The sequence below is a fragment of the Streptomyces sp. NPDC048584 genome (genome assembly GCF_043199595.1).
GTDB lineage: Bacteria > Actinomycetota > Actinomycetes > Streptomycetales > Streptomycetaceae > Streptomyces > Streptomyces edwardsiae.
The window spans coordinates 277,055-291,046 of record NZ_JBICWF010000007.1; the positions used below are offsets into that span (position 1 = coordinate 277,055).

12 protein-coding genes are annotated in these 13,992 nt (G+C 70.6%); 4 read left to right on the forward strand and 8 right to left on the reverse strand.

Annotation, left to right across the window (positions count from 1 at the left end):
- Nucleotides 1–2: 2 nt before the first annotated feature.
- Together ACGFR9_RS17980 and ACGFR9_RS17985 are read right to left on the reverse strand one after the other, a co-directional pair.
- Nucleotides 3–692, reverse strand: a complete 690-nt coding sequence (locus ACGFR9_RS17980) for a GntR family transcriptional regulator (RefSeq protein WP_393209171.1) — start codon at nucleotides 690–692, stop codon at nucleotides 3–5.
- A 105-nt stretch (nucleotides 693–797) separates the two neighbouring features.
- On the reverse strand, nucleotides 798–3,128 hold the full coding sequence (locus tag ACGFR9_RS17985; protein ID WP_393209173.1) for an ATP-binding protein: 2,331 nt from the start codon (nucleotides 3,126–3,128) through the stop codon (nucleotides 798–800).
- Nucleotides 3,129–3,256: 128 nt separating this feature from the next.
- Between ACGFR9_RS17985 and ACGFR9_RS17990 the strand changes: the two genes are divergently transcribed.
- Nucleotides 3,257–3,901, forward strand: a complete 645-nt coding sequence (locus ACGFR9_RS17990; RefSeq protein WP_393209176.1) for a hypothetical protein — start codon at nucleotides 3,257–3,259, stop codon at nucleotides 3,899–3,901.
- Nucleotides 3,902–3,927: 26 nt separating this feature from the next.
- Here ACGFR9_RS17990 and ACGFR9_RS17995 read toward each other — a convergent pair whose 3' ends face one another.
- Genes ACGFR9_RS17995 through ACGFR9_RS18010 form a run of 4 tightly spaced genes read right to left on the reverse strand, consistent with a single transcriptional unit; the run spans nucleotide 3,928 to nucleotide 8,018 of the window.
- Complete coding sequence (locus ACGFR9_RS17995; protein WP_393209179.1) at nucleotides 3,928–5,067, reverse strand: acyl-CoA dehydrogenase family protein; 1,140 nt, start codon at nucleotides 5,065–5,067, stop codon at nucleotides 3,928–3,930.
- Nucleotides 5,060–6,232 (reverse strand): acyl-CoA dehydrogenase family protein, encoded by a 1,173-nt coding sequence (locus tag ACGFR9_RS18000; RefSeq protein ID WP_393209182.1) that lies wholly within the window; start codon nucleotides 6,230–6,232, stop codon nucleotides 5,060–5,062. The genes ACGFR9_RS17995 and ACGFR9_RS18000 overlap by 8 nt, the downstream gene beginning before the upstream one ends.
- Nucleotides 6,229–7,191 (reverse strand): NmrA/HSCARG family protein, encoded by a 963-nt coding sequence (locus ACGFR9_RS18005; RefSeq protein ID WP_393209185.1) that lies wholly within the window; start codon nucleotides 7,189–7,191, stop codon nucleotides 6,229–6,231. Before ACGFR9_RS18005 ends, ACGFR9_RS18000 begins: the two co-directional genes overlap by 4 nt.
- Before the next feature lie 26 nt (nucleotides 7,192–7,217).
- Nucleotides 7,218–8,018, reverse strand: coding sequence for an SDR family NAD(P)-dependent oxidoreductase (locus ACGFR9_RS18010; protein ID WP_393209189.1), 801 nt, complete (start codon nucleotides 8,016–8,018; stop codon nucleotides 7,218–7,220).
- 235 nt (nucleotides 8,019–8,253) lie between these two features.
- On the opposite strand from ACGFR9_RS18010, the gene ACGFR9_RS18015 reads away from it, so the two are divergent.
- Entirely contained in the window at nucleotides 8,254–9,423 is a 1,170-nt protein-coding gene (locus ACGFR9_RS18015) for an acyl-CoA dehydrogenase family protein (protein ID WP_393209192.1), read from the forward strand.
- Entirely contained in the window at nucleotides 9,420–10,454 is a 1,035-nt protein-coding gene (locus ACGFR9_RS18020; protein ID WP_393209195.1) for a phosphotransferase family protein, read from the forward strand. Before ACGFR9_RS18015 ends, ACGFR9_RS18020 begins: the two co-directional genes overlap by 4 nt.
- 170 nt (nucleotides 10,455–10,624) lie before the next feature.
- Here the strand turns inward: ACGFR9_RS18020 and ACGFR9_RS18025 are convergent, their stop codons facing one another.
- Nucleotides 10,625–11,953, reverse strand: coding sequence for an SGNH/GDSL hydrolase family protein (locus tag ACGFR9_RS18025; protein ID WP_393209198.1), 1,329 nt, complete (start codon nucleotides 11,951–11,953; stop codon nucleotides 10,625–10,627).
- Nucleotides 11,954–12,223: 270 nt separating this feature from the next.
- Nucleotides 12,224–12,679 (reverse strand): helix-turn-helix domain-containing protein, encoded by a 456-nt coding sequence (locus ACGFR9_RS18030; RefSeq protein WP_393209201.1) that lies wholly within the window; start codon nucleotides 12,677–12,679, stop codon nucleotides 12,224–12,226.
- 121 nt (nucleotides 12,680–12,800) lie between these two features.
- Between ACGFR9_RS18030 and ACGFR9_RS18035 the strand changes: the two genes are divergently transcribed.
- A complete protein-coding gene (locus ACGFR9_RS18035) occupies nucleotides 12,801–13,982 on the forward strand; it encodes a serine hydrolase domain-containing protein (protein WP_393209204.1) in 1,182 nt (393 codons plus the stop codon).
- Nucleotides 13,983–13,992 lie beyond the last annotated feature (10 nt).

Here is a 13,992-nt window from a genome sequence, read left to right on the forward strand (position 1 = left end):
GGTCAGGCAGGCGAGCGCAGCCCTGTGGGGCGGGGCTGAGCAGCACCCTTCCTTCCCTGGCCGAACGCCTCGAGCAGCTGCTCCATGATCCGCAGGAGGTGCTCGGAGAGGCGGTCGGCCGCGGCTGCGCTGTCACCGGACCTGAGTGCCTGCGCGATCCTGACGTGCTCCCTGCCGTCGGGCCCGAAGTTCCGCTCGACGTGCACATCCCGCTGGCGCAGTACCTGAGTCAGGACCACCGCGTCCTCGACGGCCTTGTGCAGCATGGCATTGTCGGCGGCTGCGGCGATGGCCTGGTGAAAGGCGGTGTCCGCCTCGCGGAACGCTTCGAAGTTCTCCGCCGCATCGACGGAGGCCTGCGCGAGCTCCAGCAGCTCGTCCTTCTGCTCTCGGGTGGCGCGGTCCGCCGCGTACCGTGCGGCGGCCGCCTCGAGGCCCGCCCGCATCTCGAACGCGTCGCGGATGGTTCGTGCCGTCGGCATGACGACGCGAAGCCCTCGCCCCGAGGATTCGACCAACCCGATGTGGCGCATCTGCAACAGGGCTTCTCGCACCGGGGTCTTGCTGACGTTCAGGTCCTTGGACAGCATCTGCTCACTGACCGAGCTGCCCGGCGGAAGGCTCGCCTCGATCATCCGCCGCCGGATCGCGGCGAAAACGAGGTCGGTCAGGTTGTCCGGCCGCTCGATCATCGAACGCTTACCTCCCCAATCCATCCATTCATGTATCGTGTGCGATACAGCATATGTCAGTCGCGGGCGGGGTCGGCAACCGGCGTCGGCTACGCGGGCCCTGTGTCAGCCCCGGGGCTGGCGTCGGCGTTCCGCCACCCAGGCCGCCACCTGGGTCCTGCTGCCGAAGGCGAGCTTGTCGAGGATGTGAGCGACGTGCGCGTCGACGGTGCGCGGCGAGATCGCGAGGCGGCCCGCGATCTGCCGGTTCCCGAGTCCGTCGGCGATCTGTCGCGCGACCTGCCACTCACGGTCGGTCAGGGGACGGAACACCTCGGCGCGCTCGCCGTTCGGGCCGCCGCTGTCCTGGACGCCCATGGCATAGGCCAGCACCTGCGAGGGCGACAGCTCCGCGCCTGAACTCATCAACGTGGCAAGAACACGTTCGGAGAATCTGTCACGGAACTGTTCGAGCGAGGCGTCGCGGAACTTACGCAGGGCGCCGACGGTGTCGATGGACCCGCCGCTGCGCCGCCAGGCGGCCTCGGCGCATCCGGCCAGGGTTGCCGCACGCCGCGGATCATGGATGACACTGAACCAGGCCAGCGCGTCCAGGCACATCGCCTGACCGATCTCCTCCTCGTCGCGCACCTTCAGCCGGAGTGCTTCGAGCACCATCGCCTCGGCTGCCGCCGGCTCGCCGGCGTCCCGGACGACCATGCCCAAGTTCATGAGAGCGCTCGAGTGCAGCGTGCTCTCCACGCGCTGCCCTGTGAGGAGCAGGCACTCCTGGAGCAGTTCCTTCGCCGACTCGAGGTCTCCGCACAGCCACTGCGTGACACCGTAACCCAGGAGGACATGTGCTTTTCCGACGACATCGTCGGACGACGCGAACAGGTGGAGCGCTTCGTCGAGCGGGGCCTGGGCCCCGTGCGGGTCGCTCCCGGCGAGCTGGGCCATCCCCTCGACGAAGCGCAGGTACGCCAGATCGACGGAATCCGGCGCAGGCCCGAGTTCGCCCCGTGCGTCGGCGATCAGCTGAGGGACCTGGTCGGCGTCGCCCAGGTAGAAGGAGAAGTACGCGAGCCAGCGTAGGGCAGTGGCACGTCCAGGGGTCCCCGGCTCGGACTCCTCCACACCGCGGCGGAGCCAGTGGCGCCCTTCCGATATCAGGCCGGCCGTCACCCAGTAGAGGTTGAGGTCGGACGCGATGGCCATCGCCCGGGCAGGGTCCCGGGCGTCCAGTGCGAAGCCCATCGCGGACGCGACGTTCTGGTGCTCGGCGCGCAGCCGGGACGACCACTCGCGCTGGCCGGGGCCGAACCAGCCCTCGCGGTACCGGGTGGCCAGCCTCGCGCACCACTCGACGAGTCGCTCCTGGACGGAGAGGGCTTCACCCGACTCGACGAGCCGTTCGTGACCGAACTCGCGGATGGCGCCGAGCATCCTGTACCGCGCCTCGGGACCGGCGTCCTCCTCCCGGGTGAGGACCGACTTCTCCACGAGCTCGGCCAGCAGGTCGAGAACGTCGTCCCGGGCCAGGCCGTCGCCGGCGCAGACGGACTCGACGGTGGAGACGACGAAACTGCTCGGGAACACCGACAGACGCGCCCACAGGAGCTGCTCGGACGTCGAGCAGAGGTCATGGCTCCACATGATCGAGGCGAGCAATGTCTGGTGACGAGCCGAGGCACTGCGATCACCTGTCGTCAGCAGGCGCAGTCGGGAGCTGAGACGCGCGTTGATCTGCTCGACGGGGAGGGCGCGCACACGGTCCGCGGCCAATTCGATCGCCAAGGGGATCCCGTCGAGGTGGTGACAGATCTGGGCGACGTGCGGCGCGTTCCTCTCCGTCATGACGAAGCCCGGTGCACGGGCTTGAGCGCGGTCCAGGAACAGGCGGACGCCGTCGTACTGCGCCAGGTCGGCGGCTCGCGAATCGACGTCCCAGGCGGGTACGGGAAGCGGAGGAACGGCATAGGTGTACTCGCCGGCTATCTTCATCGCCTCGCGACTCGTGGTCAGGACATGCACGTCGGGGGCGCGCGTGAGGATCCGGCTGATCAGCAGAGCACAGGCCACGATGACATGCTCACAGTTGTCCAGGACCAGCAGCAGGTGTTTGTCGGCGAGTCGCTCGGCCACGTTCCCGGCGCTCCAGTCGGAGGGGTCGTCGCGAAAGCCGAGCGCGAGAGCGACTGCGTGCGGTACGAGCTCCGCGCTGCGGACCTCGGCAAGCTCGACGAGCACCACACCGTCCGGAAACGCACGACGTGCCTGATCGGCGATGCGCAGCGACAGGCGCGTCTTGCCCACTCCGCCGGGACCCGTCAGGGTCACCAGTCTCGACGTCGACAGCAGCTTCCTGGCCTCGCTCAACTCACGCCGGCGACCCACGAAGGTGGTGACCTCGGCCGGCAACAAGTCACCGCCGATGCGGTGGGCGGCTTTACCCATCGCCTGATCGTAGCCGGGGATCACCTAGGTAGGCATATAGGTGGATCGAGGGATTGCGGAAGCATCGCCAGCGGTGACGCTGACCGGGATCAGATGTGATGCCTGCCACGACGTCAGGGGTTTTCGACATGACCGGTATGAGCTATCAGCCGCCGCGACTGACCATCCGGGCGCCCAGGCGGAGGCTCGCGACGGGTGTGGACCGCTGCTATGTCCGGTTCGCTGTCATGGGGGACGGCGCGACTCTGCGCTCGAAGGGGCCCGCCTCGAGGGAGTGGCCAGGGCTGCTCGCGCGGGTCGTCGGCACAACCCATGATCTCTCCTGCTGCGACACGAGGAGCGCCGGTGCCACGACGTACGACGTGCGTCGGGCCCAGCTTCGCGTCGCCGTCGCTCATCGACCGCACGTGGTGTGCCTGGCCGCCGGGCTGGCCGACGTGCGGGACGCCGACTGGGATCCCGCGGCGGTGAGGGCCCACCTGGTGCACTGCGCCCAGGTGCTCTCCCACCGCGGCGCGGTGCTGCTGACGACCCGGCAGGGCGCCGGACGGCTGGGCCGCGCCGGAAGCTGGTGTTCCGAGAGCCGGCGCGGCCGGATACGGCAGCTCGACGACCTCTACGACGAGCTTCATGAGCGGTTCGGGACGATCCACCTCGATCCGCGCAGCACGGCGGGAGGTGTCCGGCCGAGTGCGACCGAGCTGACCAGGCGGTTCGCTCAAGAGCTCACCCGTCACGGCCTCGAACTCCCATCTGCCGCGCTCGCGCGGTAGTCGTCGGCGGCACGTCCTCACACGGCTCAGAGCCCCAGTGCTTCCGCCAGTCGCCGCGCGTGGTGGGCAGGGGTGCCGAGGAGGACGCGGTCAGCCGTCGCGCGTTTGAAGTAGAGGTGGGCGCTGTGTTCCCAGGTGAAACCGATCCCCCCGTGCAGTTGGATCGCGGCCGCCGCGACGTCGTAGTAGGTCTCGGAGCAGACGATCTTCGCGGCGCTCGCCGCGGTGGCCAGGTCGGGCGCCTTCGCGTCCACCGCGCGGACGGCGTCGTCGAGCGCGGCCCGGGCGAGTTCGGTGCCGATGAGCATGTCCGCGAGGGCGTGCTTCACGGCCTGGAAGGAGCCGATCGGACGCCCGAACTGGTACCGGGTCCGGGCGTACTCGGCGGTGACCTCGAGCATCCGTCGCGCGCCTCCCAGCTGGTCGGCGGCCAGACCGACGGATGCGACCGTCCCGGCGTCCGCGAGCAGTTCCCCGGCCGTCCCCGGCCGGCCGACCGCGAGGGCGGGGACCGAGGCGAGCCGGACGTGAGCGAACCGCCGCGTCTGGTCCATGGCGAGCACCGGCCGGACCTCGACCCCGGGACCGTCCCGCTCCACCCGGAACACCGAGATCACGCCGTCATGGCGGGCCGGCACCAGAATGACGTCGGCGACCTGGCCGTCGAGGACGTGGTCGATCGTCCCGTTCAATGTCCAGGCGTCCGCGTCCGCGACGGCGGTCACCGTGGTGGCGTCGGCGTCCCAGCCCGCGCCGTGCCGAGGCAGGGCGAGCGCGCAGACGAGGGACCCGTCGACCATCCGGGGGAGCAGAGCCCGCATCGCCGTGGTGTCCCGGGACCGGGTGACGAGTGTCGCGCTCAGCAGGACCGTGGAGAGGAACGGTCCGGGGAACAGGGAGTAGCCGAGTTCTTCTCCGGCGACCGCCAGCTCGCGCATCCCGCAGCCCGCGCCACCGTACTCCTCCGCCACGGCCAGACCTTGGACGCCGATCTGCGTCGCCAGGCGCGTCCACGCCGATCGGTCGTATCCGTCGGGGGAGTCGAGGTGCTCGCGTACCACGGACTCGGGCGCCGTAACGGCCAGCATTCGCCGCAAGGCCGAGCGCAGGTCGCGCAGTTCGTCCGGCTCGTTCACCGCTGCCGCGGCCGGCGTGGTGCTAACCACGCCGGAGCGAGGAGTAGGGAAGGTCCTTGTCGACCCTCGGCTCGGGGGGAAGGCCGAGCACCCGCTCGGCAAGGATGGTGCGCATGATCTCTGTCGTCCCGCCTTCGATGGAGTTGGCCCGGGAGCGCAGGAAGAGCCGGCGGGGGTCCCGGGGGGCAGCCGCACCGGCGTGCGTCGTCCCCTCGTCCGGTTCATAGGTGTCGTAGAGCAGCGCCTCGTCACCGAGCAGGTCGAGGCAGAGCTCGTAGCCGGCCTTGTTCAGCTCGGCGAACCCGACCTTGCTCACCGAGCTCTCCGCTCCAGGCGCCCCGCTCGTGCGCCTGGCGGCGCGGGCGGCGTAGAGACGCAGCACATGTCCGCGCAGCCACACCTGCACCATGCGCGCCCGAAGGGCGGGATCACCGTCGGCCCGTTCGCGGTAGAGGTCGAGCGCGAGTTCGACGGGACCGCTCTCTGTGGCCTTCGTGCCGAACATGTCACGCTCGTTCATCAGCGTCGACATCGCGACCTTCCAGCCCCCGTCCACCGGGCCGAGCCGGTCGGCGTCGGAGATCCGGACATCCGTCAGGTACACCTCGCTGAACTCCGCCTCGCCGGTGATCTGACGCAGCGGCCGGATCTCGACCCCAGGGGCCGCCAGGTCGAGCACGAAGTAGGTGAGCCCGCGGTGCTTGGGCCGAGCCGGGTCCGTGCGGGCCAGCAACATGCCCCGCCGGGAGGAGGCCGCCATGGACGTCCAGACCTTCTGCCCCGTCACCCGCCAGCCGCCGTCCTCGCGGACGGCGCGGGTGTCGATGGCCGCGAGGTCGGAGCCGGCCCCGGGTTCGGAGAACAGCTGACACCAGCGTTCCCCCGTGGCGATGGCGCGCAGGAGACGTTCCTTCTGTTCGGCGCTGCCCCACTCGAGCACGCTCGGCGCGCCCATCGAGTAGGCCAGCCGGCTCTCGACCTGGAGGTTCGGCGCACCGGACGCGTTGAGCAGCGCGAACACCGTACGCTGGGCGTCACGGTCGAGGCCGAGCCCTCCCAGCCCGACGGGGTGATGCACCCAGGTCAGCCCCGCCGCGTACTGGGCGGCGAGAAACCCCGTTCGGCCCGTCGTCCGCGGTGGGTGGTCCCGCAGGAGGCGATGTGTCAGGCGCTCGACCTGGTCCTCGGCGCTCATCGGCCCGCGGAGTGGCTCAGCGCCCACGCCTCAAGACTCAGCGGGTCGCAGCCGAAGGACCTGAGGTGTTCCGGGGTCGCGGGCTGGCCCACGTCGCGGTTCCACTCACCCGCCTGCACGATCGGCGCGACCATTCCCTTGCCCAGGGCCTGCTCGGCTGTCATCGGCAGCTCGGGCGGCAGGATCTGCTCCCCCCAGGCCCGCGAGAGGACTTCCGCGATCTCCCCGAAGGTGAGGACGTCCCCCGCCAACTGCAGTTCGACGCCGTGGAACCGGTCCGGGTCCTCGAGGACGGCAGCCGCCGCACGGCCGATGTCCTCGACCGCGATGAGCGCGTAGGTCGTCCCGGGATCGACCGGAGCCATCAGGCGATTGCTCGTGCGCTTTTCGAAGTACACCGACGGGCGCAGGAACATCTCCATGAACGTGGCGGGGTAGAGGATGGTCCAGGCAGGGAAACCCGCCTTGCGGACCAGGTCGTTGACCTCCTCCTTGCTCGTCCAGTACTCACTGATCGGCGGCACCAGGTCGCTGTACGAACGGTGCCAGCGGCCCTCCTCCCACCCGGGGGCCGCCAGATGGTCGCCCGCGCCGGTCACCGACGTCTGGACGAAGTGCGGCACGCCGGCGGAGACGGCCGCCGGGATCAGGTTGCGCGCGTGGGTCCGCTCGGCATCGGCCTCCGGGCGCGCCATGTCCGGACTGAGTACCGAGAAGACCGCCCTTACCCCGGTGCACGGCTCGACGAGTGATTCCGCGTCGTAGAGGTCGCCCACCGCCAGACTCGCCCCGAGCTCGACGAGCGCCTTCGCGCGTGCGGAGTCGGGGTCGCGTACCAGCGCACGGACCGGGACGCCGTCGGCGAGGAGCGCGCGTGCCGTGGCTCCTCCCTGCTTCCCGGTCGCCCCGACCACCAGGACGGGGCCGTCGGCCACCGGGTCGGTTCGCTGCTCGTTCATCTGTTCCTCCAAGAGTGGCGCCCTGGTCAGGACACCGTGTAGCCGCCGTCGACGATCAGCGTGTCGCCGGTGTGGTAGGCCGAGGCGTCGGATGTGAGATACACGGCGAGGCCGGCGAAGTCGTCGCTCGTGCCCCAGCGCCTCAGCGGAACGCGCTTGAGGATCGCTTCCTGCACATCCGGGCGATCGAAGCTGCGCTCGGTCATCTCGGTGTGGATCCAGCCGGGAATGATCGTGTTGGCGCGGATACCGTGGCGCCCGAACTCGACGGCGAGACCCCGGGTGACCGAGACGAGCGCGCCCTTCGCCGCGGCGTACGACTGCAGCGTGGGCGCACCGCGGATCGCGGAGACACTGGAGACGGTGACCAGGGAGCCTCCGGGATCGCCGGCCCCGGCCCGCGCGACCATGTGGCGCGCCACCTCACGCAAGGTCCACAGAGCGCCGTCGAGGTCGATTGCCATGACGCGGTGCAGCTCGGCCGCGTCTAGTTCCAGGAACCTGGTCCGTCCACCGACGCCGGCGTTCGCGAACACCGCGTCGATCCGGCCGAGGCACCCGACGGTCTCCTCGACGGCGGACGTCACGGCGTCAGGGTCGCTGACGTCGACCACCGCTGTGTGCACCCCGACACCGCACCGGGTCAGCCGTGCGGCTGCCTTCTCGAGTTTCGCCCTGTCGCGACCCCAGACGGCGACAGCGGCACCGGCGCGAGCCAGCCCTTCGGCCATACCGAGACCGATGCCGCCATTGCCCCCCGTGACCAGTGCCACCTTGCCGGTCAGGTCGAACGGGGCATACGCCGTTTCGCCTCCGCTCTCAGTCATAGGGCCGAGGTTCGCCGGTTCCGTGGATCTGGTCGAGCGAGGTGTTCAGCGGAGCGGACCGGAGATCGCGCGGGCGGGGAGGGCGTGTGGCTACCTTGCCTTCCACGCCGGTGCCCGCGCGCCGTCAGGCCGAGGGCGCGCCGCCGATTCCGGAGGTGCGGCGCGAGGCCACCCCGAACGAAAGTGGAGGAGCTCGGTGACGACCCCACCGCAGATACCTGAACGAGCCGCACCTGTGGCGCATGCGGCCCTGCTCACCGGTGTCGAGGAGTTCATCGCCGAGCACGTCCTGCCCCTGGACGACGAGCACGACGGCGACGTGGAGGCGGCCGGCGGAGAGTTGCTGCGCGTCCGGCTCCAGGCCGGTGCCCGTGAACGCGGCCTGCTGACCCCGCACGGCCCGCGAGACCTCGGCGGCCTCGGCCTCGGCATGGTCGAGCGTGCCCCCGTGTTCGAAGCCGCGGGCCGGTCGCTGTTCGGTCCGATGGCGTTGAACGTCAACGCGCCCGACGAGGGCAACATCCATCTCCTCGACGTCGTGGCGACGGCGGCGCAGCGCGAGCGCTACCTTCGCCCGCTCGTGCAGGGCGAGATGCGGAGCGCGTTCGCGATGACCGAGCCGGCGCCGGGAGCCGGCTCGGACCCGTCGTTGCTCACCACGACCGCCACGCGTGTCGCCGGGGGCTGGCTGGTCAGCGGACGCAAGTGGTTCATCACCGGCGCGGACGGAGCGGGGTTCTACATCGTCATGGCCCGCACCAGCGGCGAGCCCGGTGCCCCGGGCGGGGCGACGATGCTGCTGGTACCCGCGGACAGGACGGGCATCAAGGTCGACCGGCACATAGGAACCATCGACCGCTCCATGCTCGGCGGCCATTGCGAGGTCACGTTCACCGACGTCGTCGTCCCGGACGCCGACGTCCTGGGCGGCGTCGACGAGGGATTCCGGTACGCGCAAGTGCGTCTCGGACCCGCGCGGATGACCCATGTGATGAGGTGGACCGGCGCCGCGCAGCGAGCTCACGAGGTCGCGATCCGGCACGTGGCGTCCAGACGAGCGTTCGACGGGCGACTCGCGGACCTCGGGATGGTTCAGCAACTGATCGCGGACAGTGAGATCGACCTGGCCGCCACGCGCGCCCTCCTCCTCCACGCGTGCGGTGAACTGGACGAAGGCGGACGCGCGTCCCCGAGCACGTCGATCGCGAAGACATTCGCCGCCGAGGCCTTGAACCGGGTCGTCGACCGGGCCGTCCAGATGTGCGGAGCTCTGGGCGTCTCCGACGAACTCCCCGTTGCCAAGATCGCTCGCGAGCTACGGCCCTTCCGTATCTACGACGGCCCGTCCGAGGTGCACCGATGGGCGATCGCGCGCCGTGCCGTCCGACGGGTCTCCGGCTCATGAGCGTCCACTCGTCGGCGGCTCTCTCCGCACACCAGCTGGCAGGCGTCGCGGCAGTGCTCGCGTCGGCCGGTCACCGGCCGGCCGATCGCCTGGACGCGTCGGTCATCACCGGTGGCCGTTCCAACATGACCTACCGGATCACCGACGGCGTGCACACCTGGGTGCTGCGCACACCGCCGAGAGCCGGCCGGGTTCCCTCGGCCCACGACGTCGCGCGGGAACACCGGGTGACCGCCGCGCTCCGTGGCTCTCGCGTCCCGGTGGCCGAAGCGGTCCTCCTCCACACCGACGAGGAACTCCTCGGCGGCCCCTTCGCGGTGAGCGCGTTCGTCGAGGGCCGGTCGCTTCGGACCGGAGAGGAGCTGGCCGAACTCAGTGGCCCCGACGTCGATCAGGTGGTGGCGAGCATGCTCGGTGCCCTGATCGCCCTCCACCGGTTCGACCATGTCGCGGCCGGACTCGCGGACTTCGGGCGTCCTGACGGCTACGCGGCCCGTCAGCTGCGGCGCTGGAGCGGGCAATGGAGCCTGACGGGAAGCCCGGAGCTGAAGTCGCTCGCCGACGAGGTCGTTCTCGGTCTCGGCCGCAGGGTGCCCAGCCAGTCGGCCGGCACCCTCGTGCACGGCGACTACCGTGTCGACAACACGATCGTCCGCAACGCCGAGGTGGCGGCGGTGGTCGACTGGGAGCTTTCCACCATCGGGGATCCGGTGGCCGACGTGGCCATGATGTGCGCCTACCGGGACCCGGCCTTCGACCTCATCACGGGCGCCCCGAGCGCTTGGACCAGCGACCGGCTTCCCACCGCCGACCAACTGGCCGCCATGTACGTCGAAGCCGGGGGCCGGGAACTCGCGCACTGGGACTTCCACCTCGCCCTCGCCCACTTCAAGATCGCGGCGATCGCGGCGGGCATCGACCACCGCAGGCGGTCCGGTGCCGGCGGCGGTCCCGGCTTCGACACGGCCGGTGAGGCCGTACCGCGATTCCTCGAGCTCGCCCGCGACGCCCTGCCGCGAGCCACCGGCTGACCGCCCGGCCCGGCGCCTGCCCGAACGGCTTCGGGTGCCGCGTGAACGGCTTGCCGCACAGCACTCCGCCGTGGGCGGAGAGCACCGCCCAAGCACCGTGCCGGTGAGGAGGCCGCACCCCCGACGGTGCCGACGCCGGGCGACCCGCCGTCGGCACGCGCGGGCCGGTGTCACCGGGACGCGGACGCCGCCAGCATCGGGAGCGAGACGATGTCGGCGAGGGCTTCCTGGCCCGCGATGTTGGCGTGGATGCCGTCTCCGACGTCGTACGACGGATGGATGCTGTTCGGCTTCACCGGGTCCCGGAGCACCTGGTCGAAGGGAAGGACGCCGTCACAGGTGCCGGCGCAGTCGTTCCACTTCGAGACGAACAGACCGACGGTGTTCCGGTCCCGGTTGTTCTGGTCCGTGTAACCCGGCCGCGGGGTGATGGGTGTGACGTACACCTTGATCCCCGCGGCACGCAGCCGCCGGAAGACATCGCGATAGCTGTCCAGGATCCGGCCGGCGTCGCATCCGGCCCCGAGATCGTTGGTGCCGTAGTAATAGAGGACACCGGTGACACCGTGGAGGGCGAGAACGTCGCGCTCCAGCCGGGTGACCCCGTCCAGCCCGCGCAGGGCCGGGTCCGTACGCGGACAGGTCGCGGCGCTGGTGGTGCCGCCGATCCCGGCGTTGGCGACCGTGAACTGCCGGTTGACGGGCAGTTCACGGGTGATGCGCCGGGCCACGTCGTCCGTCCAGCGGAGGTCGGCGCCGGGGCGTTCGCAACCCGGTCCGCAGTTGGTCGAGCCGGCTCCGTCGACCACGGAACTCCCGTACGCCACGAGAGTGCCGCGCAGCCGCGGGTTACGCACGTCGACGGCGCTGACGAGGTACGTGGAACCCGTCGTTTCGGTGAACGCGGCACCGGAGGCGTCGGCGGTGTGGTCACCGGAGCCGGGCGGCGTCAGGTAGTTGGTGCGGAAGGCGCTGTTGTGGATGCCCGCGGAGACCTCGCCGAAGACGGAGAGGGACACCGCGACGTCGTCCTGGGCCGAGGTGCGGAGCCTCGCCGGATCACTCCACACCTCGCCGCCGGCCGGGACGACGACCGTGTTCCGGCCGGCGAAGGTGACGGGGACCGGCCTGCCTTCCGTCGTGGCTCCGCTGCCGTCGCTGTGCGCGACCGTCGCCGCGTTCACGGTGAGGGGCTTCTGGCCGAAAGTGTTCTGGACGCGTATCCGCAGCGCGTCGCCTCCTTGGCTGAGGTGGCTGATCATCCGCACGGATTGATCACTCAGCCGGGTGGAGGAGACACCCTGCTGGGAACTCGCCCACGAGGTGAACCAGGCCCTGGCCTCAGCCGGTCGGGCCGTCCCGGCTCTCGCGGGGGCGGCAGCGGTGGGTGCGGAGGTGGCCAGAACGGAGGCCGCCAGGGCGAGGGCCAGGCCCGCCGCGAAGCGGGCCGCCATGGATGTCCGGCCCTGGCCGTGTGCGCGGGGGAGGAACGGGCTCATCAATTCCTGTCCTTCTGTCGGACTGGTGCCACGAGAATGAACGATCTATCCATCCGGGCCAAGCACTACCCAGCCGACGACCGATCAATCCGCTGCCGACATTCACCGGCCGGGGCATGGGTGCGACTGCGGGCTGTGCCCAGCGGGGCCACCCGCACCGGTGCCCCCGGCGCCGTCGCCCGTGCCGTGTGCGCACCACCTGCCTGGGCCTGGCTCCGCGCGACATCTGCCCTGCGGGCGCATTTGAGCCCGAGGGGCAAACGGCGCTGATCAGGAGCGTGACAGATGAAGCGATGCCGACGTCCGATCGACCTCCACGTCGTCGGTGAAGGCGCCGGCCCCTGATGCCCCCGCGAGGAGCGCGCCGGCGATCGCCACGGCGGCGGCAAGCGCCCGGCGAGAGGGGCGGAACCTCCTGCCCGGTGTCGTGGGTGCCGTCGGGGCGGGCCCGCCGCACGCGATGGTCACGCGTGCGTCCAGCCACGCCTGCGCCTGCTCCGGTCCGATCCCGCAGGCCGCCACGAACGCGGCGACCAACTCCTCGCGGGGCAGCCGGTCCCTGCCGAGCATGGTCGCGGCCGTGGAGTAGGGGAGGGTGTGGCCCGCTCGCGCCGCGCGGCGTTCCAGTTGGCGGTAGCTCAGTCCCGACCACGCCTTGAGGAGTCGGAGCGCCGCCACGAAGGCGACCGCGTCGGTGTCCGGTGGTGCGGGCGGTGCTGTGGTCATCGTGGTTCCCCCTGTTGACCTGGACGTACACGGGCTCGCACAAGCTCGAACACCATATCCGCTTGAGGAACGGCGCGAGCGGTGGTCAACCTCGTGACCCGTTCCCGATGTTGGAGGTCATGTGGATACGACTGCGTCACGCCGGCACCGCCACCACCACCGCCGTGCGGCGATCGCCGCTGCCCTCGGTGTCGTGCTGCTGCTGGGCGGGTGCGCCGAAGGGCCCGGTGCGGGGGCGTCGGCAGAGCGCGCCCCGAGATCCCGGATCAGCGGCGGGGAGTCGGTCGCGGACTTCCTCCGCCGGACCCTGCCCCCCGGTGCCGGTGGAACCGTGATCGCCGCCCGCGGCGACCAGCTCACGTACTGCGGCGGATTCGGGGCGGCGGACCGCGCCGCGGGCACCCCCGCGAGCTGTCGGACCGTGTACGACGTCATGTCGATCACGAAGCAGTTCACCGCGGCCGCGATCGTGAAGCTGGAGGTGATGGGCCGGCTCAGGGTGAGCGATCCGATCGGCCGGTTCCTCGGACACGGGCGGCCCATGCCCGAGGACAAGCGCGGCATCACGATCGAGCACCTGCTCACGCACACGTCGGGTCTGGTCGAGGCGCTCGGCGACGACTACGACCCGCTGTCCCGGGAGGAACTGGTGCGCGGGGTCCTGTCGTCAAAGCTGCGCTCCGCCCCGGGCACGGAGTTCCACTACTCCAACGCCGGTTACAGCCTGCTCGCAGCGATCGTGGAGGAGACGTCCGGGGAAAGCTACGAACGGTTCCTGGCCCGGCACCTGTTCGCCCCGGCCGGGATGGCGCAGACCGGATACGTACTGCCCGACTGGCAGCGGCACCTGGTCGCGGTGGAGTACGACGGCAAGGGGCGCAGTAAGGGCAGACCCTTCGACCATCCCTGGGCCGCCGACGGACCGTACTGGAACCTGCGGGGCAACGGCGGCATGCTCTCCACCGCCCAGGACATGTTCCGTTGGCACCGTGCGCTCCTGGGTGACGAGATCCTGCCGGCGTGGGCCAGGAAGAAGCTCTTCGAACCTCGCGTACAAGAGGCCGAATCGGAGACCTCGTACGGATACGGCTGGAGCGTCCGCGACACGGCGGACGGCCCTCTCGCCTGGCACGACGGTGGCAACGACTGGTCCCTGGGACTCCTGAGCCGCTTCCTGCGCGACGGCGTCCTCGTCTTCTGGGTCAGCAACCAGGCCTACCGCGACGGCGAATGGAACCTCGAGGACCATGCGGAGGAGCTGACCCTGGGCATCGCCCAACGCGTCCGAGCGGAAGGGAAATAGCCGGTCGGCG